The sequence below is a fragment of the Vibrio sp. QJM3NY_15 genome, from assembly GCF_057785995.1.
Window position 1 is genome coordinate 840,806 of record NZ_CM173517.1, and the last position, 22,674, is coordinate 863,479.

Annotated in this window: 26 protein-coding genes; 8 read left to right on the forward strand and 18 right to left on the reverse strand. The window is 44.8% G+C overall.

Annotated elements, in window-relative coordinates:
• Window positions 1-4: 4 nt before the first annotated feature.
• The 13 genes from AC3CKG_RS03730 to AC3CKG_RS03790 form a co-directional block, all read right to left on the reverse strand.
• Window positions 5-628: a DUF3261 domain-containing protein gene (locus AC3CKG_RS03730; RefSeq protein ID WP_488528828.1), complete on the reverse strand. Its 624-nt coding sequence runs from the start codon at window positions 626-628 to the stop codon at window positions 5-7.
• Window positions 625-2,997 (reverse strand): MMPL family transporter, encoded by a 2,373-nt coding sequence (locus AC3CKG_RS03735; protein WP_488528829.1) that lies wholly within the window; start codon window positions 2,995-2,997, stop codon window positions 625-627. Before AC3CKG_RS03735 ends, AC3CKG_RS03730 begins: the two co-directional genes overlap by 4 nt.
• Window positions 2,969-3,667, reverse strand: coding sequence for a LolA family protein (locus AC3CKG_RS03740; RefSeq protein WP_076668694.1), 699 nt, complete (start codon window positions 3,665-3,667; stop codon window positions 2,969-2,971). Before AC3CKG_RS03740 ends, AC3CKG_RS03735 begins: the two co-directional genes overlap by 29 nt.
• Window positions 3,654-4,184 carry an acyl-CoA thioesterase gene (locus tag AC3CKG_RS03745; protein WP_017093402.1) on the reverse strand — a complete coding sequence of 177 codons (531 nt, stop codon included), beginning with the start codon at window positions 4,182-4,184 and terminating at the stop codon, window positions 3,654-3,656. The genes AC3CKG_RS03740 and AC3CKG_RS03745 overlap by 14 nt, the downstream gene beginning before the upstream one ends.
• A 73-nt stretch (window positions 4,185-4,257) precedes the next feature.
• Window positions 4,258-5,805, reverse strand: a complete 1,548-nt coding sequence (locus tag AC3CKG_RS03750; RefSeq protein WP_065104919.1) for an HAL/PAL/TAL family ammonia-lyase — start codon at window positions 5,803-5,805, stop codon at window positions 4,258-4,260.
• Entirely contained in the window at window positions 5,783-7,588 is a 1,806-nt protein-coding gene (locus tag AC3CKG_RS03755; protein ID WP_488528830.1) for a glycosyltransferase family 2 protein, read from the reverse strand. Before AC3CKG_RS03755 ends, AC3CKG_RS03750 begins: the two co-directional genes overlap by 23 nt.
• On the reverse strand, window positions 7,581-7,943 hold the full coding sequence (locus tag AC3CKG_RS03760) for an ApeI family dehydratase (RefSeq protein WP_102308190.1): 363 nt from the start codon (window positions 7,941-7,943) through the stop codon (window positions 7,581-7,583). The genes AC3CKG_RS03755 and AC3CKG_RS03760 overlap by 8 nt, the downstream gene beginning before the upstream one ends.
• An 89-nt stretch (window positions 7,944-8,032) precedes the next feature.
• Entirely contained in the window at window positions 8,033-9,415 is a 1,383-nt protein-coding gene (locus AC3CKG_RS03765; RefSeq protein ID WP_488528831.1) for an AMP-binding protein, read from the reverse strand.
• A 6-nt stretch (window positions 9,416-9,421) separates the two neighbouring features.
• Window positions 9,422-9,979, reverse strand: a complete 558-nt coding sequence (locus AC3CKG_RS03770) for a COG4648 family protein (RefSeq protein ID WP_017110150.1) — start codon at window positions 9,977-9,979, stop codon at window positions 9,422-9,424.
• The gene (locus AC3CKG_RS03775; RefSeq protein WP_004739745.1) at window positions 9,979-10,236 is read right to left on the reverse strand and encodes an acyl carrier protein; all 258 of its coding nucleotides are present in this window, start codon (window positions 10,234-10,236) and stop codon (window positions 9,979-9,981) included. The genes AC3CKG_RS03770 and AC3CKG_RS03775 overlap by 1 nt, the downstream gene beginning before the upstream one ends.
• Window positions 10,237-10,246: 10 nt before the next feature.
• Window positions 10,247-10,507: a phosphopantetheine-binding protein gene (locus AC3CKG_RS03780; RefSeq protein WP_017106334.1), complete on the reverse strand. Its 261-nt coding sequence runs from the start codon at window positions 10,505-10,507 to the stop codon at window positions 10,247-10,249.
• Between the two features lie 104 nt (window positions 10,508-10,611).
• Window positions 10,612-11,382, reverse strand: coding sequence for a lysophospholipid acyltransferase family protein (locus AC3CKG_RS03785; protein ID WP_054548144.1), 771 nt, complete (start codon window positions 11,380-11,382; stop codon window positions 10,612-10,614).
• Window positions 11,379-12,143: a beta-ketoacyl synthase chain length factor gene (locus AC3CKG_RS03790; RefSeq protein ID WP_488528832.1), complete on the reverse strand. Its 765-nt coding sequence runs from the start codon at window positions 12,141-12,143 to the stop codon at window positions 11,379-11,381. Before AC3CKG_RS03790 ends, AC3CKG_RS03785 begins: the two co-directional genes overlap by 4 nt.
• Before the next feature lie 72 nt (window positions 12,144-12,215).
• Here AC3CKG_RS03790 and AC3CKG_RS03795 point away from each other — a divergent pair, with 72 nt between their 5' ends.
• The 3 genes from AC3CKG_RS03795 to AC3CKG_RS03805 are packed head-to-tail and all read left to right on the forward strand — an operon-like array spanning window position 12,216 to window position 14,975.
• A complete protein-coding gene (locus tag AC3CKG_RS03795) occupies window positions 12,216-12,605 on the forward strand; it encodes a hypothetical protein (protein WP_019824137.1) in 390 nt (129 codons plus the stop codon).
• A gap of 29 nt (window positions 12,606-12,634) precedes the next feature.
• Window positions 12,635-13,708, forward strand: a complete 1,074-nt coding sequence (locus AC3CKG_RS03800) for a methyltransferase (RefSeq protein WP_102340698.1) — start codon at window positions 12,635-12,637, stop codon at window positions 13,706-13,708.
• A 25-nt stretch (window positions 13,709-13,733) separates the two neighbouring features.
• Window positions 13,734-14,975, forward strand: a complete 1,242-nt coding sequence (locus AC3CKG_RS03805) for an NAD(P)/FAD-dependent oxidoreductase (protein WP_488528833.1) — start codon at window positions 13,734-13,736, stop codon at window positions 14,973-14,975.
• Window positions 14,976-15,113: 138 nt separating this feature from the next.
• Here the strand turns inward: AC3CKG_RS03805 and AC3CKG_RS03810 are convergent, their stop codons facing one another.
• Together AC3CKG_RS03810 and AC3CKG_RS03815 are read right to left on the reverse strand one after the other, a co-directional pair.
• Window positions 15,114-15,620, reverse strand: a complete 507-nt coding sequence (locus tag AC3CKG_RS03810) for a hypothetical protein (protein ID WP_004736164.1) — start codon at window positions 15,618-15,620, stop codon at window positions 15,114-15,116.
• A gap of 139 nt (window positions 15,621-15,759) precedes the next feature.
• Window positions 15,760-16,893: a flagellar assembly protein FlgT gene (locus tag AC3CKG_RS03815; RefSeq protein ID WP_488528834.1), complete on the reverse strand. Its 1,134-nt coding sequence runs from the start codon at window positions 16,891-16,893 to the stop codon at window positions 15,760-15,762.
• A 192-nt stretch (window positions 16,894-17,085) separates the two neighbouring features.
• Here AC3CKG_RS03815 and AC3CKG_RS03820 point away from each other — a divergent pair, with 192 nt between their 5' ends.
• Together AC3CKG_RS03820 and flgP are read left to right on the forward strand one after the other, a co-directional pair.
• On the forward strand, window positions 17,086-17,721 hold the full coding sequence (locus AC3CKG_RS03820; RefSeq protein ID WP_017106341.1) for a FlgO family outer membrane protein: 636 nt from the start codon (window positions 17,086-17,088) through the stop codon (window positions 17,719-17,721).
• A gap of 9 nt (window positions 17,722-17,730) precedes the next feature.
• On the forward strand, window positions 17,731-18,162 hold the full coding sequence (gene flgP / locus AC3CKG_RS03825; protein ID WP_017106342.1) for a flagellar assembly lipoprotein FlgP: 432 nt from the start codon (window positions 17,731-17,733) through the stop codon (window positions 18,160-18,162).
• 281 nt (window positions 18,163-18,443) lie between these two features.
• Here flgP and AC3CKG_RS03830 read toward each other — a convergent pair whose 3' ends face one another.
• From AC3CKG_RS03830 to flgA, 3 genes are all read right to left on the reverse strand, one after another.
• On the reverse strand, window positions 18,444-18,869 hold the full coding sequence (locus AC3CKG_RS03830; protein WP_017106343.1) for a flagella synthesis protein FlgN: 426 nt from the start codon (window positions 18,867-18,869) through the stop codon (window positions 18,444-18,446).
• A gap of 65 nt (window positions 18,870-18,934) precedes the next feature.
• Window positions 18,935-19,252 carry a flagellar biosynthesis anti-sigma factor FlgM gene (gene flgM, locus AC3CKG_RS03835; protein WP_029223448.1) on the reverse strand — a complete coding sequence of 106 codons (318 nt, stop codon included), beginning with the start codon at window positions 19,250-19,252 and terminating at the stop codon, window positions 18,935-18,937.
• Window positions 19,253-19,431: 179 nt separating this feature from the next.
• Complete coding sequence (gene flgA / locus AC3CKG_RS03840; RefSeq protein WP_428781695.1) at window positions 19,432-20,178, reverse strand: flagellar basal body P-ring formation chaperone FlgA; 747 nt, start codon at window positions 20,176-20,178, stop codon at window positions 19,432-19,434.
• Window positions 20,179-20,255: 77 nt separating this feature from the next.
• Here flgA and AC3CKG_RS03845 point away from each other — a divergent pair, with 77 nt between their 5' ends.
• From AC3CKG_RS03845 to flgB, 3 genes are all read left to right on the forward strand, one after another.
• Window positions 20,256-21,182, forward strand: a complete 927-nt coding sequence (locus AC3CKG_RS03845; RefSeq protein ID WP_017106345.1) for a chemotaxis protein CheV — start codon at window positions 20,256-20,258, stop codon at window positions 21,180-21,182.
• Between the two features lie 11 nt (window positions 21,183-21,193).
• Entirely contained in the window at window positions 21,194-22,021 is an 828-nt protein-coding gene (locus AC3CKG_RS03850; protein ID WP_017110142.1) for a protein-glutamate O-methyltransferase, read from the forward strand.
• Window positions 22,022-22,275: 254 nt separating this feature from the next.
• A complete protein-coding gene (flgB, locus tag AC3CKG_RS03855) occupies window positions 22,276-22,671 on the forward strand; it encodes a flagellar basal body rod protein FlgB (protein WP_004736175.1) in 396 nt (131 codons plus the stop codon).
• The last annotated feature ends 3 nt before the right edge of the window (window positions 22,672-22,674 follow it).

The window sequence follows — 22,674 nt, forward strand, 5'->3', positions numbered from 1 at the left end:
ATGTTCAGCTCTTACTTGGGTTATCGACAATCGTTGAGTTCAACGTTTGAATGGTGATGGTGTAGCCTTGAATCAAATGCTTGAAAACAATATTGCCCGTGGTTTTGTGTGCTCCGGGCTTCGCTTGGTAATCAATTTCAATGATTGCCTGTTGGTTTTCATCAAACACGGTGCGGCTGTTGTCTGTATCGACCAAATGCCAACCGATGCCTTGCAGAGGCTGAGCCCATGCTTCAATTGGCCATAGAGTCAGCATTAGATTAAATAACACCTGCTCAGGTTGCGGCAGGGTTGTGCCAAGACCGGACAGAACTTGAGTTTCAACGGCTTGGTTCTGGTATTGCAGCGATAAGATGCGCGTTCCCCAAGAGGAAAAACCCGCCAACACGACTTTATCTGATGTGACTTCGACTTGAACAGGCAGTTGCTGTGTATCATTTTCCCACGTAGCGCTAATTAACTGACTGGCCGTTAATGAGTATCCCAGTTCAGCAGGCTGCGGTAAGGCTAGCTCGGTATCTTTGTCGATTGCGACACTTGCGCCTGTAGGCTGTTGAGACACCATCGAACAAGCGCTGAGTAATAAGCTCAATCCAACGGCGAGCGCTACCTTGATTGTTTTGTTCATCTAAAAGCCTCTCGAGAGTTTGATTTTTCCGCTGCTAGTTGGTTGTTGATTGCAAGTGGAGAAAGCAACCACGCGACGAAAATACCAGTTAGGACGGTAACACCGAAGCTATGAATGGCATGAGTTTGACTCAGTGACAGAAGGCCAAATGAAAGCAATGTCGTGAGACCCGATAGGGTAATCGCCAATAACGTACTCAGTGACTTCTTCTGCTCAGCAAAGAACAAGGTATAGTCGATACCAATCCCTAAAATCAGAATCAAGCCCAGCAGATTAAACAGGTTTAACGTTGAGCCTAAAATGCCCGTGATCGCTAAACCAGCGACTCCGGCAATTAACGATGGCAACAGCATTAACAGGCTTTGCTTCACACCGTAGCGCCAACCTAACACCATCCCAATAGCGGCCAAAGCAATCAATAATAGCTCGGTGATCTTGACTCTGTATTCCGCAAAGAGAGCGGAGATTTCATCGGCTTTATTAAGGTATTTAACACCTTGTTGCTGAGCAAAGCTTGAATCGAGCCATTGAGAGAACTGTTCTGAATCTGTGACGTCTTTGATCAAAATGACCGACGCGGCTTGCCCGTCGATCGGCTTTAACCAAAGTGGTCGAACAGGTTCTGACACTGGTGATTCTAAAAATCCAGATACCGTGATTTCCTCGAACTTAGGTAACTCAGGAAAGCTAGGCCAACCAAGAGTGTTCTGTAAGATATGGCTTTGCTGGCTATAGAGTTGTTCAACCAATTGATAGTTATCATGCTGTTGTTGTTTGCTTAACAACTGTTGATTGATGCTGCGATATCCAGAGATACCCTGGCTATCGACCAAAGAATCTAAGCTCGTGGTGATTTCAGCCAGTTTTTTAAGTAGCTTTTGGTCGCTATTGGCAGTCACCAAAAGCATATTTTGACCACTGCCTAATCCTGATATCTCAGTAATGGCTTGTTCTTGCTGTTTGAGTTGATCAGGCATCGCTTGAAGTTGACGAATATCGTCGTCGTAGCGAATTTGGCTGAGTGACATCAAGCTAACGACAGTCACTATTAATGGTAAGCCAATTCTAAATTTTTGGTTGCTCCAGAGGCTTAACCAAGTATGCCAAAGCTTCGATAAGGGAAGAGGGCGTTCTTGGCTTGGTTTTGCCGCTAAAACCGGATACCAACACACCACACTGGCGTAAGCTGCGATCAGTCCAATCGACGAAAACAGAGCCAGTTGCTGCAATCCCGGGAAAGGTGCCACCAACAGACCTAGGTAGCCAATCAAGCTGGTGATCAGACCCAAGGTGATCGCAACGATAATATGTTTCAACCCTTTGTCGCTTTGCCATTGATTACCAGCCGCCAAACGATCGGTTAGGTAATGGAAAGAGTAGTCGATGGATACGCCAATTAAGCTGGCACCGAACACCAAACTAAACAGGTGAACCTTGCCGAAGATAGCGACGGTGCTTGCCAACGCGACCAATAATCCGGTACTGATTGAAAGCAAAGACAAGGCAAGTGGGAGGGCGCTACGAAATGTCAGCCACACCAATAAAATTACACCGGCCAATGAGCCCAAACCAATGGTACTGATTTCTGATTTCGCACTTTCGGTACCGTAATTGGCGTAGAACACCACACCGGTATGCTGCACTTTGACACCAAACTCCGTTTCGATCTGGCGCTCAATTGAATCAAGGTCTGGAAGCTGCTCTTGAATCGCTAAACTATAAGGCGAACCTGCCAGAGTCGCTGTCACCAAAATATGAGTTTGCTCATTAGACTGGGCTGTGAGGTAGCCTTCTTTCAGAACAAAGTTACTTGATTGAACGCCAACAGCGCTGATGTAGTCGCGAAATAGCAGAAATGGGTCGAGAGATAGCTCTGCTGCAGTGACGCCTGAGAACGGATTGTACAGAGACTGAATGACATATTGAGCTCGCGAATCCGGCGAGTGGGTCAGCGTCTCTTTTTGTTGTTGGGTTAGAAGTTGAGCTCGGTGACGAAAATAGAAATCGCTCCACTGGCTTTGAGTACTGGCGTTGATTTTGCCTTGAACTTGCTTAAATAGAGTTGGCTGATTTGAGAAAGCTCTTTGGTTAAGTTTTTTTTCAAAAGCGTCAGTCGCTGTCATGGCTTGTTCGACGTCGGAGGCACTTATGATAAACACCACTTGCTCACTCATCGAGCTGGATATTTGCTGAAAGGCTTGCTCTACCATAGGGTCTTGCTGGTTTTCTGGCAGCAATTTCATGATGTTGCTTTCAATGGGTACTGACGAAGAAAAAGCGAATTGTTTAATCAACAATCCGCTAAATAGCATTACGACAACAAGCCAAGCAAGGGCTAGGCTAGAATTGGAATTGTTGCGCTTCAGCATCTGATAATACTTCCGGTAGATGGCTTAATTGGCTAAATTCGATCACAGTGCTGTCCCCACGAACTTCTCTAAGTTCGATGCGTTCAATGTCACCTTGTCCTTGCAGTGTGATGGCTTCAAACACCGCGTTCATTGGTGCATTCTTTGGCTTTAGAGTGAGTGTCCATCGTGTGTCTTCTGAACTTGAGTTTGCACTTTCATCAGAATTTTTCGCAGTCGTTGGTTCAAATGACAGTGAGAATTGCTCTTGAAGTTTTTGCGTGTCGCCGTGAAACACTGACAAGAAGATATGGCTGAAATAAAACGCCATTGGGTTTTCTTTGTCGGTGATGATTTTAGCGGGTTGATCGGCAAACCTTTGGCTCAGTTTGTTATCCGTGAGCACCAAGCTCACAGGAAAGGGTGTCGCTTGTGTCCAAAGCAAACCATTCGACTTGTCTAACAGGAAAGTACCTTGTGATATTAGAGGCTGAGCGAACATTTCCATGTTACGTGTTTGAGTGAACTCACCACGAACGATACTATTTTCGCTTAACACGGTTTGTAGCTCTGAAATAGAACCGACAGCAATCGTGTTCTCGCTAGCGCCAGCGAAGTGACTCGCCATCATTGAGGCAAGCCCCAGCAGTGCGACGCTGATTTGCTTACGCCCACGCTTAAACAGACTCATGTTTCACCTGCTGCTGTGTGTTAGATACTTGAGGTTGGTCTGATTGTTGGTCGCTTGGTTGCTGCTCAGTTGATTGGGGTAAGCAGCCAAACTGGTGCCAGTGCTCGACTTTATCGGTAAACACCTTCGGTGAAGCAAAACACATCTCTTGCTCTTCAATGGTTACCGCAACCTGCATGGTGTGAGCGCGTGTCATGCGAGCACCTGTGTTGGCATCGTGAATTTCGTAGTCAACACGCAAGCGGTTTTCCCACTCAGTTAACTTAGCGGATACTTTGATCTGATGATTAAACGGTATCGCTTTGATGTACTTTACGCGCGTGTCGATGATCGGCCACATGTAGCCAGAATCCTTCATCTCATGGTAGTTGTACTCAATCTTATCCATCATGATGCGTCTTACTTCTTCAAAAAATCGGAAGTAGTTGCCGTGATAGATGACGCCCATTGGGTCGGCATCTTGGAATGAGGTGATAAGCGTCACCTCTGATTGTAATGGATGAAGGATTTCAGACATAAATCGTTCTCAACAATATTGCGTAAAGGGTTGGCTACTTTATGAGTTTAGCTACTTTATGAAGTTAGCTACTCTATGAGTAAAGTGACCAGTGCTGACTTTGAATACGAGCAATGAAGTGGCGTAGATCGCCTTCAAGTGGTCGATCTTCAACGATAAATTCAAACTCTTTGAGTACTTCGTCGCGAATGTGCTTTAGGTTTTCACTCATGTGGTGCTCATCAAGCTCATTGTGGCGTTTACGAAGCTCAAGCGCTTGTGTACCTGCCAGAAGTGACGCTGCCGCTACTTGTTCAGTCAGTTCAAGAACGCGTAAGCAGTCACGAGCTGCAATGGTGCCCATACTGACTTTGTCTTGGTTGTGACACTCGGTTGAACGAGAGAACACGCTTGCTGGCATGGTGTGTTTCAATGCTTCTGCTGTCCAAGCTGAAACGCCAATCTGTACCGCTTTGAAACCGTGGTTGATTGGTTTACGTTCGCCTTCAGCACCCGTTAGGTTAAATGGTAAGCCGTTGTTGAACTTGTAATCCATTAGCTGTGCCATTTGGCGATCAAGTAGGTCTGCAAGGTTGGCTACCGCTGTTTTTAGTGTATCCATTGCCATTGCGATATGGCCACCATAGAAGTGTCCACCGTGCAGTACGCGCTCATTGTCGCCATCGATAATTGGGTTATCGTTAGCGCTGTTGAGTTCGTTCTCAATCATTTGGCGTAGCCAAGGCAGAGAGTCTTGAACGACACCGATAACGTGCGGTGCACAACGCAGTGAGTAACGATCTTGTAGGCGATCACTATTACGTGGCGGACGATCCGCTTGTAAGTCATCACGTAGCCATGCAGCAACTTGCTGCTGGCCTGGGTGTGGTTTAACAGCAAATAGCGCTTCATCGAAGTGGAAGTCGTTGCCTTGCATACCCACAGATACCATAGCTGTGATCTTAGTTGATAGCTGCGCTAGATATTCCGCACGTTTGTAGGCGATACAAGCCAAAGCCGTCATCACAGAAGTACCATTCATCAATGCTAAGCCCTCTTTTGGCTTAAGCTTGATAGGGTTAATCCCTAGCTCTTTGTAGACGTCACTAGTAGGGCGAACTTCGCCTTTGTAGATAACATCGCGCTCACCAATCAGTGCAGCCGCCAGATAAGACAGCGGCGTTAAATCGCCACTGGCGCCAACCGATCCTTCTTGAGGAATACGCGGTGATATATCTTGGTTGATCAGAGTAACTATCTGGTTGAGCAAATCGTGAGTCACACCAGAGACACCTTGCGATAAAGAACAAAGGCGCGTTGCTAATACCGCACGAGATTGTTCGTGAGACAGTATTTCGCCTAAACCACAGCCGTGAAAGCGCGTTAGATGCAATGGTAATTCATCAACAAGGTTTGGCGGAATTGCAACGGTACATGAGTCACCGTAGCCCGTTGTCACACCATAGATCACGCCTTCTTCTTTCAATAGGCGTTCCAAAAAAGCGACACCACGGTCGATTTTTGATGTGAATGCTTCACTTGAGTTCATCGAGGCTTTTGCGCCTTGTGAGATAGCGACAACATCCTCAATCGTGAGGCGTTCGGCACCAAAGGTGATGCTATTTGGATTCTTTTTCGTCATGGTGCTTGCTCAATGTCCAAAAATTAAAAAAGTTGTACCACTGAAGCGGTGCTTTCAGTGTGTAGTGCTCAAGTCGATTTGCGTATTTTTGCACGACTTGCTGTAAAGATTGTTCGCGAGTCTTTCTTGGTAGTTCTATCTTGTCGCTAAAATGCTCGAAATAGACATTAAAATGCGGCTTAGATTGTGAGTCGTCACGTAGCCCAAATAATAGGAATACTGGCGCTTTGAGAACCGAGGCTAACATAAATGGCCCTTGAGGGAAGGGTGCTTCCTTACCTAAGAACTCAGCCCATACGGAACGGCTCTCTTTGCTGGTGGAGGTTCTATCGCCAACAATCACAATCCACTCGCCTTGCTCCAACTTCTGCTGTAACAAGATAGCCGTATCTGGCCCCATTGAAGTTACCTGAATCAGGTTTAAATCAGACTGCGGGTTGACTGCTTTCATCACTGAATTAAAACGTTCAGCGTGCTCTGTGAATACCAGCGCATTGATTTTGATGTTCGAGTGTCTGCGACCTAAAGCGCGGCACAGTTCGATATTGCCAAGGTGAGACCCTAGAATCAGCACACCTTGTTGGTTTTCCACCATGCTTTCAAATTGGTCTTGGCCATGAATCGTCAAGTTATCTACCGAGAAATCGCCTTTCCATGCCGCTAACTTGTCGAGCATAGTATGGCCAAACGAGAGTAGATGGTTATAGCTGGTTAACTCGGTGGGTAACTCTATGTTCTGTTGCTCTGCGTACGCCTTTAGTTGAAACAAGTATTGCTCAGAAGCGTTTCGCGCACGCTTACCCGTTAGATGGTAGTAACGCATCACACCGCGCAAAATAAGATTAAATACGCCTCGGCCTAACAAGGTATAAACAGCCAATAACAGTTTGATGCCCAGTACAGTGCCGCGTTCTTGAGTGCGAGACCAATGGGGTTGTTCTGACTCGTTCTTGTTTGATTCAGCCGATGAATCTTGGTTTTGCCCACTTTTAACAGAATCGGACTTGAAATGGCGAGCAATCAATTTTGGTGCTCTTGGCAGCATGCCGAAGAACAGTCTCGTGTGCATCCAGCTGATTTTTACGTTATCCCACAGCGCATCGAAATGAGATATGCCGTTTTCTGGGTATATAACGCGTGTTTCAACGAAATCAATATCGCAGCCTTCCCAATACAAGCGAACCAGAATCTCGATATCGAAGTCCATTCTCGAACCGACATCGTATTTATTCAATACGGTTTGCGTCTTATCGATTGGATACGCTCTGAAGCCACACATGCTGTCTTTAATCGACAGAGACAGTGTTTCTATCCATACCCAAATATGTGTCGCGTAGCGCCCGTAGAGCCTAGCTTTAGGAACACTGTCGTCATAGACAGGCTGGCCTGATATCAGACGTTGTGGCTTAGCTTGTGACGCTTGAATTAACGCGGGTAGGGCGTCTAAGTCATGCTGTCCGTCAGCATCAATTTGAATGGCATGACTAAAGCCGAGTTCTTGCGCTTTTTTGATACCTGCTTTTACCGCGCCGCCTTTGCCTTGGTTTTGCTCGAGCGTCACCAAAGTCACATTTGGGCTGTCGGCAAGCGGAGTCAGAAACTGTTTTGTGGTGAGTTCACTGCCATCGTCGACGATGATGATCGGCAACTCAAAGTGATGGAGTGACGACACCACAGCAGGCATGGTTGCACCGTGGTTAAAGCACGGGATTAGGAAGCAAGCTTTGTAGCTGCTTTCTTTTAGATTTTGTTGAGAAACAGCCTCGATGGGAGCGCTATTCACTTTTCTCTCCCAGCTTCATTTTGCCTGAAGAGTGAATCTGTTCGCCGTTGTTTGAGGTGTAACTAAAGCTCAGTTTGTCTTTGTCAGCGTCCCACTTTAATGACAACTGAATGGTCGAGTTTGGCAGGATCGGTTCTTGGAATTTGATGACTTCCATGCCTTTAAAGAAACCAGGGACACTCAGTTCTTGGACTGCGTAGTGAAGTGCCCAATCAATCTGTGTAACACCCGGAAGGATAGGAAAGCTCTTGAAGTGCCCCTTAAAATCGGTGATGTCACCAGCAATATGGAGTGTCAGGGTCGATTCTTTCTCTGCAGTGTCAACAGCAATGACGTTTGGTTTTCTCTTATCCATAGCGTGTGCTTAGAATCCTTGGGCTGAAAATGGGTGTTCTGACAAAAATATAAAAAGATAATCTCAGTGTAAAATACGATCAGCGGTTTCTATGATTTTATTAGCTGTTCGATATGAGAGGTTAGTCGCTTACCTTGGCTGTTGAGTGGAATCTCATCAACAATGCGATATTTTCTTGGGATAGCGATCGGTTCTAACCATTTTCTAAGTTCTGAACGCAGCATCAACCAGAATTTACCTTTACTCATGGTGGCGAGTTTCGCTTGGCCTTCCTCTGATAATACCAAAACCGACGCCAAGATTAAGCGCTCCGGTTCTTCAAATGGAATGACGACACATTCACTTATCCAAGGCAGTTGCTCAAGTCGCTTTTCGACTTCAACCAGTGATACTCGTTTTTCTTCTATCTTGATCACTCGGTCGGTTCGGCCTTTCAATATAAACTGATTATCCGAGACCATTTCGCACTCGTCTGCGGTTTGATACCAGTTATTGTTATCGATGTAGGGCGACAATAACTTAATGCAATTCTCACTGTTGAGACTTGCCTCAATACAGTCAAAAAGTTGCCAAGGTGTTTGAGCGCTTTCTTGCTGGCGAAATGCGATGCCACCAGTTTCTGTGCTGCCAAAAACCTCAATAGGTAAATGACCAAGCAGATTCTGTGATTGGTGAGCCGATTCAGTGGGTAACGGTCCACCTGAAGAGAACACACCAGTAAGCTGCGCGGTATTGGTCTCGTGCTTTAACCGTTTGAGTAGAGCTGGGCTGCTGATCAGCACACAGTTTTTATTGGCGTGAGAAAGGATCTGCTCAGGGTACTCAAGGTTGCTTCGAGCAAATGGAACACCAGAGCATAGTGGCCATAAGATTCTAAACAGCAAACCATAGATATGTTGATGCGAAACCGTGCTGTGAACTCGATTACCTTTGATCAACTCTCCCCAGTTCTTATCTAGCTGAGCTGTTTCAATATCTAGATGTTCTAGTGTTTTATTGATTGCCTTCGGCGTACCGCTTGAACCTGAAGTAAATAGGGTCAATGGGATTGCTGCTAAATCAATGGCGGGAAGATTATCGGTTAGAGGCTCTCGTGTTTCGGTGTCTAATAAGGTTTGGATATTGCGAACTTCACTTACTTCCACTGCACCAATCGCTTCATCAACCAACAGACAGTCAAAATGTTCACTCAGCTCGGCAAGCGCACAAGGTTGATAGTTACCTGGCAAAATGATGTGTTTGCGGCTGACTGCGCACGCTAAAAAGGCCACCGAAAATAGGTAGCTGTCTTGGGTACAAATCGCGACTCGTTGAAAAGGGGATGAAGATAAAAGGTGTACGAGTCGAGATAAGTCGTCGTTAAATGTTTGCCACGTAATCTCGCTATTATCGTCAAAGCAGACAATAGAATCAGGCGATCTGTTCTGACTGAGAAGTTCAGACAAGGAAGTGTAAGAGACGGTTTGGGTCATAACAATTTAACTCTGACGAATGCGCTGTCTTACTACCCACTCTCCTGCAAAAAGTAACCCGGCGAATACATAGCTGAGTAAGCCATTGTATAGGGTCCATATTTCAAGAGGTTGGAAGCAGGTGTAAAGAGCGATAGAGCCATTGATAACAAAGAACAGGCACCAAACTTTGGTGACTTTTCGTGTGTAATCAACGCCACTTTGCGGAAGTTCAGGCTCTTGGAGACGAGCAAGGCGCTCGATAATCGTTTGAGGTTGCCATAGGCTTGAAGCGAATACAGCCAACATACAAACATTAACGATGACGGGATAATAGGTTAACCACCCATGCTGCTTGAAGGTTAATCCTAGTGCCAGCAGAACAATTCCGGCACTACCACTGATCCAAGCTAAGTGTTTTAGCTCTTTGATTTTAGCCTGACCGCCAGTGAAAATGCGGACAGCAAAGATAGCGGCTAAGACGATACCAACGGTTTGTAGGCCAAACTTGTTGAGTCCAAAGTAAACCGCTATTGGATAAGTGAAAAGTATGATTGCCGACAGTAAAGTCAGCAGAGGACGCATTATGCGTCCTTCAATAGTTCAACCACAGACTCCACAACGTCATTAACGGTGCGTACTGCTTTGAACTCTTCAGGCTTGATCTTCTTACCTGTGACGTTCTGTAAGTGAACGACCAAATCAACGGCATCAATGCTGTCTAGGTCTAGATCGAGATAAAGGTGTGCTTCAGGAGTGATATCTTCAGCATCAAGCTCAAACAGCTCAATAAGCGCATCTTTAACCTGGTTGTATACTTCTTGTTGGTTAGCTTGTGTCATAAAGATCTGTCTAGTTGTTCGTTTGAGAAGAGATGTAATTCGCTAGATTTTCAACCGACGAGAAGTGCTGTCGAGTGTTTGAATCATCGGCATCGATAACAATGTTGTACTTTTTCTTGATAGCAAGGCCAAGCTCAAGTGCATCAATAGAATCTAGTCCAAGTCCATCACCAAATAGTGGAGCTTCCGTTTCAATTTCATCAATGCTCATGTCTTCAAGGTTCAATGCGTCGATGATCAGTTGTTTCAGTTCGTTGTGTAATGTTTCCACTTTGGCCTACTTAATGCTTTATCTAAATGCTGCTTTAAGGGGGCGATTCTACATTATGCGATGTATTTTCGAAATGCTGATATCGCCTGTTTCTTATTGATTTGCTAAATGTTTTCTTCGGAAGGGAAAATAGTATGTGCAAGATGATGATTAAGGCGTCTTGCTGCCGAAGTTAAGTTATTTGCATTCTCAATAAATGGTGCGACTTCTATTTTACCTTTCACCGCGATATGAAAAAAGGGTTTCGTAGCAGGAACTTGATACCATTTTTTCTCTTTCGTTAAGAATGTCGGAGAAACCGTAATATGAATCACGCGTAAATCGGTTTGTGTTCGAGTGGCAATTTGTGCCGCACCACGTTGTAAGGATGGTTCAATTCCCGGCGTTGTGCGAGTGCCTTCTGGAAAAACCAGCAGTACATTGCCACGTGAAAAGCGTTCTTCACAACGTTCTAAAAGATCGTCAGGTGCTTGATTGGGTATGTAACCCGCCGCTTTAACAATCCTCTTCATAAACGGGTTTTCCCATATTGCCGCTTTGACGAGGCAATCACATTGAGGTAGTTGAGAGGCGATCAGCACATAGTCAATCAAGCTTGGGTGATTAGCGACGATGATGCAGTTGCGATCTTCGCGCAGTAGTTCGGCACCATCAATTCGATAATCAATCGCACCAGTGAACTTCATGATCTGGCAAAATGCATTGAATGAGAAGCGAATTAGTCGTTGAGCTTTAAGCTCTCTTTGAATGGTGTTTGATGTGGTGAGCGCGATCGACGGCAAGATCAAAAAGCTGAGAACTAAGCCACCTAAACCGAATATGGTGAAGCAAAGCCCTGTCGCGAACACTCGCCAATATTGGTCGACCTTACTCATTCTTGAGTTCCAGGTTTCGCGTTGTTTACCCACGACCAAGCTTGGTGTTTGCCTGTAATCGCCCAGCGCTGCGCACCCAGTAGAATATGTTGTAGTGTTTGTAGACCTTGTGGCAAATCAGTCGTTGACCTGTCGCTAGCTATTGAGCTGCTGGTGGTTGTTCTCGAAATTGAGTATTCATTACCTGCTGTGATCACTAAACCTAGAGCATAATCGGCATAGTGCTGAGTTTCGTATTCTTGATAAAGCTCAGGCAGCGGTTGGTCAAAGTCGATGACTAAGACACGATGCGATGGGTATTGGTGAAGGTAAAGATAAGCTTCAATCAGCGCGTTATGGAAAGTATCGTGCCCTGCGGCGATTGAGGTCAGTGGAATCGGTGCTTTTGCGGCAATGGTGGTTAGGCCCGCTGCGGTATTATGTACCGACTGTGAGAACGCCATTGGAGAGGCATCGTCACCTTCGAGTATCGACTGGATCAATGTGGCGGTTCGGTGTAGCTCACCATGTCGGCTGGCAAAAACCAGATAATCAATCGAGGTGTCTTTTAATAGCGTTAATGCGGTTTGGACGGCAAGCTTACTTTGCAGGCTCATTCGGCGGCGCATCATCGGCGGGATAGCTTTAAATTCAGTTGAGCCATCTTGTGGCCAATCTAAATTCTTGCTCCATGTTTGCCATTCGGCATCAGAATTGAGCCCCGCAGAATTTGCAGACCATTTTTCAATATTAAACGACATTAATTGGGATTGATTTGACATAGAGTATTGATTTGCTTTGGGTCTAACTAAATACTACGCGTGCTTATAAATAAACACAGATAAGGAATTTAAATGAAATTACTAAAAATAGCCGTTTCAATGTTATTCATATTCGTTCTTGCAGGGTGTGGACGTGTCCAACCTGTAATGAATGTTGAGGATACTCCAGTTGCACTTAATCTTCAAAGCAAACAGGTGAAATCAGCTATTTATGAGTCGGCTGAGAATCGAGGCTGGTTGGTTTCAGAAATAAAGCCTGGTTTGATTCGTGCGGAACTGTATGTTCGTTCACACCATGCGGTGGTTGAAATTCCTTATAGTGACAAGTTTTACTCTATTCTTTACGTTGAATCAGAGAATTTGAAGTATGACGATGGTGAAATACACCGTAATTACAACCGTTGGGTTAATAACTTAAACGTTGATATTAAACGTAAGCTTGCACAAATGGCTGCTGAGTAACCCTCTATTATTTTAAAGTTAGGTTTTTCGTGTCGGAATATAAATTAGATCCATTCAATGCATTAGAAGCAAAAACAGAAGCGCAAAAGTTGTCTTTCGCTCCAATTGTTTTTCACACTGCTCGTACACTTCGTGATTTAGGTATTTTAAAAGCCTTAGATGGTGCGGGTAACGATGGTTTACCAGCTGAGTCTATCTCTGAAATAACCGGCGTATCTGAGTACGGCGTGAAAGTGTTACTCGATATGGCGTTGAGTGCTCATATTGTTACGTGGGAAAAGCCTAACTACAAAATGGCCAACCTTGGTTTCTATCTTTTGCATGATGGCATGACTAACGCAAACATGGATTTTACTGCCGATGTTTGTTACGCCGCGATGATGCATCTAACTGAAGCGATTGAAGAGGGTACACCAGCGGGTTTGAAAGAGCTGGGTGACTGGGAAACTATTTACCAAGGCTTATCTCAACTGCCAGAGAAAGCAAAAGAGAGCTGGTTCAAGTTTGATCACTTCTATTCAGATCGTTCTTTCCCTGTTTTACTTGAGAAGGTCTTCAGTAAGAAACCTAAATCGCTGGTGGATATCGGCGGTAACACGGGTAAGTGGGCGATGCAGTGTTGCAATCACGACTCAGATGTTGAGATAACGATTGTCGACTTGCCACAACAACTCGAAATGGCAATGGCCAACGCGACACAACATGGCCATCAAGATCGAGTGACGCCATTCCCAGCCAACATGCTCGATAAACAACAAGCGTTGCCGACAGGCGCGGATGTATGGTGGATGAGCCAGTTCCTTGATTGCTTCTCGCCAATGGAAATTCTGAGCATATTAAAGCGTGTTCGCTCTCATATGTCAGAAGAGGCGACGGTCTATATCCTTGAACTGTTTTGGGATGCACAGAAATACGATGCGGCTTCTTATAGCTTAAACGCGACCTCTCTTTACTTCACTTGCTTGGCCAATGGCAACAGCCGTTTTTATCGCAGTGAAGATTTTTTAGAGATCGTTGAAGAAGCTGGTTTTGAAGTGGTGACCCGTACCGACGATATCGGCCTTGGTCATACGCTTCTTGAATTGAAAGCTGGCGCGCAATAAAAAATAACAAACATGGCTTAAATTAATGAAAAAACTGTCAACTCAAGTAGTGATCATCGGAGCTGGGCCATCAGGGTCTATTGCCGCGTCTTTGCTTCATAAAAAAGGCATCGATGTTCGAGTGATTGAAAAGAGCCTTTTCCCGCGCTTTTCTATTGGTGAAAGTCTATTACCTGCTTGTATGGAAGTGATTGAACAAGCTGGGATGAGCGAAGCGGTGGCTGACGCTAATTTCCAATTTAAAGATGGAGCTGCTTTTCGTAAAAATGGCGTGTACACCGCGTTTAATTTTGAAGATAAGTTCTCTGCTGGGCCGGGAACCACGTTTCAGGTTCAACGAGGCGCCTTTGATAAGGTGTTAGCAGACACTGCCGAGGCGCAAGGTGTTGCCATTGATTATCAACATGAGTTGATAGGTATTGACTTTACTGAAGACAGCACCATTTTAGACGTACAAGTGCTTGATGGAGAACGCTATCAGCTAGAAGCGCAATACGTGCTGGATGGCAGTGGCTTTGGTCGCGTGTTACCGAAGATGCTTGATTTAGAAGAGCCATCATTGCTTCCTCCACGCAAAGCTATTTTTACGCACATTAACGATCATATTTCAGCGACGGAGACAGACCTTGAATATGACCGCAACAAAATTTTAATCTCGGTGCACCCAACCAACCCTGATGTTTGGTATTGGTTGATCCCGTTTAGTAACGGTGTGTCTTCGTTTGGTATTGTCGGGGAGCCTAAGTTCTTTGAATCATACCCAGAAGACAAGATTGCCGCGATTAAGCAACTGGCAACAGAAGAGCCGGGTTTGGCTGAGATACTGGCAAATGCTGAGTATCCGAACCCTGCGGGCGAGATCGGTGGTTATTCTGCCAACGTAAAACACCTTGCAACAGACAAATACGCGCTATTAGGCAATGCCGGTGAGTTCCTTGATCCTGTGTTTTCATCAGGCGTGACAATTGCGATGAAGTCGGCTCAGTTTGCGGTTGAGTGCGTGGAAAAGCAGCTCAATGGTGAGAAGGTTGATTGGGACCGTGATTATGCGGATCCGCTGATGGTTGGCGTGAATACCTTTAGAACGTATGTTGAAGGGTGGTACTCAGGTACCTTGCAGGATGTGATTTTCTATCAAGATCCCAACCCGAAGATTAAGCAAATGGTGTGCTCAATTTTGGCTGGCTACGCATGGGATCAAACCAATCCTTATGTGAAAGAGTCAAAGCGTCGATTGACGACACTGGCAGAGATATGCCGAAGCTAGGTGGTCGATTTAGGGTGTAGCCACATGAAGCACCACGATGACTAGTCTATAAATCAAAACAGCCGCGATGCGGCTGTTTTTGTATCTGATAAATATGGCAAGCTGATTCTCAGCTCATTCGCTCTACTGAGGTCGATACTACTTCAGGTCGATGCTATTCAGTCGTCCCATAAAGATAAGCAGCTCAATCACGTCTTTGTGGGCCTCAAGGAGCGCTCGTTTGGTCTGGCTGTAGGCGGCGAGTCGACCGTGCTTCCTTATAGAACATACTTTGGTTTTGTATTTGTACTCACCACTTTCAGAGAATACGCGCCACTTAGCAATGTAGCATTCATCTCTATGTTCAGGATCTGTCTGAGTAGGGTTTGGTTTGAATACTATTTTAGGTTCTAAACTGTGCGGCAAACGTGTCATCAGGTAGGGCTCTCTAAGGACTTTTGGCCAAAACTTTCCCCAGAGCTTTCTGCCAAGTTCATCTCTCAACTTGATGGTTTTCTTTAGTGCTTTGTCTTCACCCATACGAACAAAACCGACAGAACGATGTAACACCGTATCTTCAGGAGTATGGATGTGGATTTTAAAAGCGGTTTGGCCTTTCGATATAAATCGATAACCGGTCGCACCAATTAGATTATTCTGGCTCATAGTTTGCTAAATGATGATTATGTTATTAATAAGGTTACGACAAATACGTTAAAACCGAAACTAATCATCATGAAAAAAATAAAGCCTTAACAAAAGTGCTAAGGCTTTATTAGAAACTATGAAGCGAGAGTGACGCTAACTACATGATTTTCTGCATCACATCACCAATTTGAATGCTTCCAGCCAGGCTAGGTTGATCAATCGTGAGTTCGGCTTCATTTTCATAAACACGAGAAACCGTCAGCGTGATATCACTTTGAGATACCTTGTTACGCGGTAAACCTCGTTGGTCGATAAACGAACCTGTGTGCCACAGTTGCAGTTTGTCACCTTTCTGAACGCCATGCATTCGTCCTAAGTCAATGGTCACCGTATTGCCAAATACCGCGGCAACCTCAGGAAGGGTGATCTTACAAGACACTTCAGATTCTAAGTCCAACATAATATTACGACTGACGCGCAGCATCATACTGCCGTAGGTCGATGCCCAGAAGCGAGCGCTGCGAGTGTCGACTTCACTGGTCTTAGCAAATGGCCACTTAGCTACTTCACGATAGCTGCGGTTGTAAACCTGATGACCCGTCTTACCGTCAAAGACTTGCATCTCTAACGCAAATTGTCGGTTGATAACATCGTCCTTCAACAGCTTAGATTCAATCGTTGCGGTTAAGTCGGTAATGTCGCCACCAATGATGTATTGCGCCCCCGTATCTTGAGCAATCATTTTAATGACTTCTGGCTGGCGTTTATCAATGTCGAAGTCGGTCGTGCCCACAGAAACGAAACTGCGAGATTCTTGCGCTAATTGTCGGTCTACAACATGGCTGAAGTCATCACCAATGTTATAGATTCGGCCCATAACGGCTTGCTGCGGGGAGGTGACATCAATATTACCGACGAGAAATGTCTTTTTGTATTGGCTCTCATGGCAAGCATTTGCCGAAGGATAGATGTCGATCCTTGCGGTGAGCATTAAATTGCCACCGCGAGTTTTCTCTTTCTGAACCAAGATGTAGCGAACTTCATGGTTAGTAAATTGAAATTCTTTTTTATTCGAATCTAGATAGGGCGTGAGGTTGGAGATACTACCAATATCAGCACCTGAGAACTGCACCGCTTTATATACAGCGTCTTCCAGCGCGTGGATTCGTGCACTTTCTTCCGACGATACGATGGCTGCTGTACCGGTAACTTCATACCAAGAGGCATGAGCACTGAAGCTTATGGTTATCAGTGAACTTATTGAAAATAAGTAAGATATTATTTTTTTCATCTATTCGTTACCAGTTGGGTATAAATATTGCTTAACAAATAACTATAAGCTTGAAGCTGACTTAAGTGCGTTTTTCTTAATCTGAACCATTAATGAAAAGCAAAGACTGTTCCAACATTGTAATCCATTGAAAAGAATAATGGTGAGAACATATTGGAACAGGTAGCACTAAATATATCTGGAGATAAGAGAATGAAAAACTGGCTCGTAGTAATGAGTGTCATGTTGATGACATCATGTGCTTATTCGCCCATCTATAACGGCAAGTCTGAGTATTCAGGTAGTCAGTTTATGTTGATGGACAGCCCTCGTCATACCATGGATTTTTTCGTGGAAAGTATGACTGAAGATCTGATCATTTCGAATACGAGTATTTCAGCGAGAACGCCAATTGCTATCACTTCGTTCGTTGACCTGCAGCATATGGACACAACAAACTGGCTAGGTAATTCAGTTTCAGAAGGCTTCATTCACCAGTTTCAGCGTCGTGGCTTTAAGGTCGTCGATTTCAAAACAACAGGCTCTATCCAAGTGACTCACCAAGGTGACTTTGCGTTAAGCCGTGATTGGAAAGACCTCGCGCAGGAACAAGACGTGCAATACGTGCTAACAGGTACGATGCTACGCCAAGAGGGCGGTGTGCTTGTGAATGCTCGCGTGGTGGGTATGCAAACCCGCATTGTGGTTGCTTCTGCGCAAGGCTTCTTGCCTGCAGACCGTATTGGTCGTGACCTAGATACTCTGAACAGTATTCGAACTCAAGATGGCGTTATCATTCGTTCTGATCCAACGATGACTCAGCCATACACTGTTATTCTTCGCCCTTAGGAGTTCGTGATGAAGAAGTTAATATTTGTTGTTGCTGCCTTACTGCTTGTTGGCTGCCAGCCATTGCAAAGTATGCGACCAGACGACTTCTTGGTTGCTGTTGGTTACGCAAGTATCAGTGAGCAATCAGGCCGTAACGACGAAGAAAAACGTATCCGTGCTATGCGAGCATCTAAAATTGATGCTTACCGTGAACTTGCTGAGCAAGTGTATGGCATGCGAGTGAGTGGCCGAGCTGAATTATCAGATCAGCGCTTGGGTACCGAACGAACGACAGGTGCTGTCGACGGCGTTATTCGTGGTGCGGAAGTGGTGCGCAGTTACCCTGTGGGCGATAGTTACGTGACGGAGCTTCAGTTAGATATCCGTAAGATGGAACAACTGCGTAATTACGGTGAAGTTCAGGCTGTACCAGAGAAGAGACAACAAACGCTGTTCTAGTCTTTATAACCATTTAAGTTATATGACCGACGAGTTGTATAAGTGGCCCTCGCTTTCCAGATGGCAGGGCGGCAATAAATAACGACAGTGAATGTAAAAGCGGCAAGTATGAAAATACTTGCCGCTTTTTTGTATTTACAGGTTGGGTGCGGGATCTAGGCTTGGTACGAAAGATAAGTCGAGTCGGAGGTTAAGGATTGGTGTTGCGAAGGACGTAGGTTGAATTACGGTACTGGCTAGAGAATAGAGAATAGAGAATAGAGAAGTAGCTGGTGGCTTGGTTAGGCTTTAACGTTGGTGCCAAGTGTAGAAATCGTATGCGTTTGACCACCGGCATTGTAGGTCATGCCGATCTTTCCGTGGCTTTGCTGCATCATATTACTGAGTTTTTTAAAGCTGAGGTGTGCTCGATTCAAGGCTTCACCATTAACCAGGTTCGCTTGATGGCAATCGTACACAACAGATTTGATGGTTTTAACTAACTGAGCTAGATCAGGGTTCTCGGTCAGTTCGGAGATATTGCTATGCGCTTCGATTCGTTGATCGGTTGTTCTTAATTGTTCAACTAAGACAACTTTCTCTTTAGCGATGCGTTCAATGTCGGTCGATTTTCGGCTAGTAATAGCGGTTTTCTCTGAATCTAATAGATCAGATAGGGCTTTGGCATTTTGAAGTTGGAAATTAACTAAATCTGCTAGTGCCGCCATAACGTTATCCTACTAAAACCTTAGTGCTCTTTAAGTGGAGATAGCTTGAACTAAGAATCTATCGCTTAAAGACCTTTTAATTCATTCTCGAACTTGATCATGTTGTCAGCCAGTTTTTCTGGGTCGACCGTGTATGAACCGTTCGCAATCGCTTCTTTGATCGCTGCGACTTTTACCGTGTCAAAGCTTGGTTGTGCTGCCATATCTTGTTGGAGCTGGCCAATTGCTTTGCTTTGTTGACTCAGTGAAACCGCGTCTTTGCTTGTCGGTGATTTAGCTGCAACATCAGAACGTGATGCCTGAGAGCTAGAATCAGAGCGCGCTGCTGATCGGTTTGTGGTCGTTAGGGTCTGCCCTGAACGAATATTATCGATGCCTGCCATAGTTAAGCCTTTTTCTTCAAAAATGGGAACCTGTACAGTCAATATCGACCAAGGGTTCGATTACTTTAGCAATTTTTAACCCAATAGTCGAAAAGGGGCAAAACACTACAGCCGTAATATTCAGCGTTAGAATTGAGAGTAAAATCACTAACGATTACCACCCATTTAGAAGTAAAGCGTTAAAAGTAAACCGTGACTTCAGACATGTTGGTAACAATACCTTCGATTATACGCTGAGATTTGTCATTTTTCACTCTTACTTGATCGCCCATCGAGCCATCAGTTAACGCAGTACCTTTGGTGGTAATGGTCATGCCACCTTTTACTGCCTGTATGATAACCTTCTCGTTTCGGCACACGACACAGATATCACCTCGTTCAACAACATCACCGGGTCGCATGTTCTTCTTCACTTTTGCACCAATCACTTGTTGTGGAGCGGTGAAACCTTGACGACGAAACTTGTTAAGCGAAATCATGGCGGTGGTGACATCGTATTGACCGACGATCTCGCCTCTGGCTAAAGAACGGGTGGTGGTAACGAGTGGTACCGACATTGAAAGTCGAACAGGCACGTAAATCCGCCACTCATCCGGTATACATTGCACTAAAACCGTAATGCTACTGCGGGTATTAGTGGTAGTTGAAGCACTGGTTTCAAGAGGGATTGGGCAATCTGTTGCTTTTACTCTTGAGTCGATATTTGCTGCATTAACAAGGAGTTCGCCACCTTGAGGCTGCTCAATGTTCTCGAAGATGTGTTGTTCCGCCGCAGACTGAATCATTTCAATTTGTTCTGGAGTCGCAGCTTGTATAAAAAAACTAAACAATATTGACAAAATGCCGATAAACTTAGCGACAGTTTTAAAAGTAGCTCTACACATTGCTATAGAAAAAGGAGGCAGATTTGTTTTACGATGCGTCATTCTGTTTCTCTGGTAGTTCGTAGCCTGCAGTAGACTAACACTTTTTATCCAAAAAAGTTTGATATGGAGATGAGCTCATGACGGGTATTCTTGATTCAGTGAATCAGCGTACGCAACTCGTCGGTCAAAACCGATTAGAATTACTAACCTTTCGCCTAATGGGGCGTCAGCGTTACGGCATAAATGTCTTTAAAGTAAAAGAAGTGCTTCAATGCCCTAAGCTGACAAAGATGCCAAACTTGAACCCACTAGTTAAAGGTGTAGCACACATTCGTGGCCAAACGATCTCTGTGATCGATTTGAGCTTAGCGATTGGTGGCCGTCCTACAACGGATGTTGAAAAGTGTTTTGTGGTTATCTCTGAGTTTAACCGAACCATTCAAGGTTTCTTGGTCAGTTCAGTAGAGCGCATTATTAACATGCACTGGGAATCGATTCTTCCGCCGCCAGATGGCGCAGGTAGAGCGAACTACCTGACAGCGGTAACCAACATTGACAATGAATTGGTAGAGATTCTTGATGTTGAAAAGATCCTTGCTGAAATTTCGCCTGTTGATGAAACCATGGACAGCAAGATTGCTGAAGACATTGCGAAAGTTGAACAAGAGAAACCATTAGTTCGCCGTATATTGATTGCTGATGACTCTACGGTTGCTCGTAAGCAGGTTCAGCGTGCGATCGAGTCGATCGGTTTTGAAGTTATTTCAGTGAAAGATGGTAAAGAAGCCTATGAAAAGCTGGTGCAGATGTCATCAGAAGGCAGTATTTACGATCAAATTTCATTGGTGATCTCGGATATCGAAATGCCTGAAATGGACGGTTATACACTGACTGCCGAGATTCGCCGTCATGCAGAGCTAAAAGATTTATACGTAATTTTACACTCATCATTGAGTGGTGTATTTAACCAAGCCATGGTTGAGCGTGTAGGGGCTAACTCCTTCATCGCGAAATTCAACCCTGATGAGCTTGGTGCAGCGGTTAAAGCTGCGTTAACTAACTAAAAGAGACATTAATGACTGCTATAACAATAAGTGATCAAGAGTATCGCGATTTCAGCCGTTTCTTAGAATCTCAATGTGGCATTGTATTAGGTGATAGCAAGCAGTACTTAGTGCGCAGCCGCCTAAGCCCATTAGTAACGAAGTTTAATTTAGCGTCGTTATCTGATTTGTTGAGAGATGTAGTAACAGGTCGAAACCGTGAGTTGAGAGTGGCAGCAGTGGATGCTATGACGACGAACGAGACACTTTGGTTCCGAGATACTTACCCGTTTGCTGTACTTGCGGATAAGCTTCTACCGGAAATAGCGGCAAATAAACGTCCTATTAAGATTTGGTCTGCGGCAAGCTCTTCAGGCCAAGAAGCATACTCAATGGCAATGACGATTCTTGAAACTCAAGCACGCAAGCCGGGTATGTTGCCAAACGTGTCGATCACGGGAACAGATATCTCAGCGAGTATGTTGGATATGTGTCGTAAAGGCGCTTATGACAATCTAGCGCTGGGTCGAGGCCTTTCTCCTGAACGTCGCCGTACCTTCTTTGAAGATGCGGGTGATGGCCGCATGAAAGTTAAAGATAATGTGAAGCGTATGGTCAATTTCCGTCCGCAGAACTTGATGGACAGCTATGCCTTACTCGGTAAGTTCGACATCATTTTTTGTCGTAACGTATTGATTTACTTCTCGCCTGACATGAAGGCGAAGGTACTGAACCAAATGGCAAACAGCCTAAACCCTGGTGGCTATCTACTATTGGGTGCTTCAGAATCGTTAACAGGTTTAACTGACCGTTTTGAAATGGTTCGTTGTAACCCTGGCATTATCTACAAACTAAAGTAATTGCTGGCACCGCATAAGGTGTAACGTTACTGTCTAATTTCAAAACCCAGCCCAGTGCTGGGTTTTCTTTTTTCCGCTGAAGCTATATCTTTAAGTCAGAGTGACATTCCAATTTACTCTATTTTTTGGCTTGTATATTGCAAGTTTACCCACGAGTAACCTGTAAAAGTATTGATGTCCTGCTTTGTTTTAAAAGTTGGTATATATATTGCTTTGGTTATCTCATAACAGTCAGTTCTTGAGTTGAGGTTTACATGGCTATTTCTTTTGACAATGCTTTGGGCATTCACCAACACACGGTTGGTGTACGTGAGCGTAACGCTGAGGTGCTTTCCACCAATATCGCGCAAGCCAACACGCCTGGGTATAAAGCAAAAGGATTAGACTTTAAGAAATCACTGCAAGCGGCAAGTTCTGGGGCAAGCATTGGTCTTAGCCGTACAGATGGTCGGCACATTTCTGCCTCAACAACGGTGAACGGGGAAACGAAGTATCGAATTCCTACCCAGCCTGATACAGGAGATGGCAACACGGTTGATTTGGATTTGGAAAGAAACCTTTTCATGCAAAACCAAATTAGGCATCAAGCCTCTCTCGACTTCTTAGGAAGTAAGTTCAAGAATTTAACTAAAGCGATTAAAGGGGAATAATTA

Bases quoted from the DNA above. Each gene is read 5' to 3' on its own strand.
- AC3CKG_RS03730 (WP_488528828.1), bottom strand. From the start codon at position 628: ATGAACAAAACAATCAAGGTAGCGCTCGCCGTTGGATTGAGCTTATTA.
- AC3CKG_RS03735 (WP_488528829.1), bottom strand. From the start codon at position 2,997: ATGCTGAAGCGCAACAATTCCAATTCTAGCCTAGCCCTTGCTTGGCTT.
- AC3CKG_RS03740 (WP_076668694.1), bottom strand. From the start codon at position 3,667: ATGAGTCTGTTTAAGCGTGGGCGTAAGCAAATCAGCGTCGCACTGCTG.
- AC3CKG_RS03745 (WP_017093402.1), bottom strand. From the start codon at position 4,184: ATGTCTGAAATCCTTCATCCATTACAATCAGAGGTGACGCTTATCACC.
- AC3CKG_RS03750 (WP_065104919.1), bottom strand. From the start codon at position 5,805: ATGACGAAAAAGAATCCAAATAGCATCACCTTTGGTGCCGAACGCCTC.
- AC3CKG_RS03760 (WP_102308190.1), bottom strand. From the start codon at position 7,943: ATGGATAAGAGAAAACCAAACGTCATTGCTGTTGACACTGCAGAGAAA.
- AC3CKG_RS03765 (WP_488528831.1), bottom strand. From the start codon at position 9,415: ATGACCCAAACCGTCTCTTACACTTCCTTGTCTGAACTTCTCAGTCAG.
- AC3CKG_RS03770 (WP_017110150.1), bottom strand. From the start codon at position 9,979: ATGCGTCCTCTGCTGACTTTACTGTCGGCAATCATACTTTTCACTTAT.
- AC3CKG_RS03775 (WP_004739745.1), bottom strand. From the start codon at position 10,236: ATGACACAAGCTAACCAACAAGAAGTATACAACCAGGTTAAAGATGCG.
- AC3CKG_RS03785 (WP_054548144.1), bottom strand. From the start codon at position 11,382: ATGAGTAAGGTCGACCAATATTGGCGAGTGTTCGCGACAGGGCTTTGC.
- AC3CKG_RS03790 (WP_488528832.1), bottom strand. From the start codon at position 12,143: ATGTCAAATCAATCCCAATTAATGTCGTTTAATATTGAAAAATGGTCT.
- AC3CKG_RS03795 (WP_019824137.1), top strand. From the start codon at position 12,216: ATGAAATTACTAAAAATAGCCGTTTCAATGTTATTCATATTCGTTCTT.
- AC3CKG_RS03805 (WP_488528833.1), top strand. From the start codon at position 13,734: ATGAAAAAACTGTCAACTCAAGTAGTGATCATCGGAGCTGGGCCATCA.
- AC3CKG_RS03810 (WP_004736164.1), bottom strand. From the start codon at position 15,620: ATGAGCCAGAATAATCTAATTGGTGCGACCGGTTATCGATTTATATCG.
- AC3CKG_RS03815 (WP_488528834.1), bottom strand. From the start codon at position 16,893: ATGAAAAAAATAATATCTTACTTATTTTCAATAAGTTCACTGATAACC.
- AC3CKG_RS03820 (WP_017106341.1), top strand. From the start codon at position 17,086: ATGAAAAACTGGCTCGTAGTAATGAGTGTCATGTTGATGACATCATGT.
- flgP (WP_017106342.1), top strand. From the start codon at position 17,731: ATGAAGAAGTTAATATTTGTTGTTGCTGCCTTACTGCTTGTTGGCTGC.
- AC3CKG_RS03830 (WP_017106343.1), bottom strand. From the start codon at position 18,869: ATGGCGGCACTAGCAGATTTAGTTAATTTCCAACTTCAAAATGCCAAA.
- flgM (WP_029223448.1), bottom strand. From the start codon at position 19,252: ATGGCAGGCATCGATAATATTCGTTCAGGGCAGACCCTAACGACCACA.
- flgA (WP_428781695.1), bottom strand. From the start codon at position 20,178: ATGACGCATCGTAAAACAAATCTGCCTCCTTTTTCTATAGCAATGTGT.
- AC3CKG_RS03845 (WP_017106345.1), top strand. From the start codon at position 20,256: ATGACGGGTATTCTTGATTCAGTGAATCAGCGTACGCAACTCGTCGGT.
- AC3CKG_RS03850 (WP_017110142.1), top strand. From the start codon at position 21,194: ATGACTGCTATAACAATAAGTGATCAAGAGTATCGCGATTTCAGCCGT.
- flgB (WP_004736175.1), top strand. From the start codon at position 22,276: ATGGCTATTTCTTTTGACAATGCTTTGGGCATTCACCAACACACGGTT.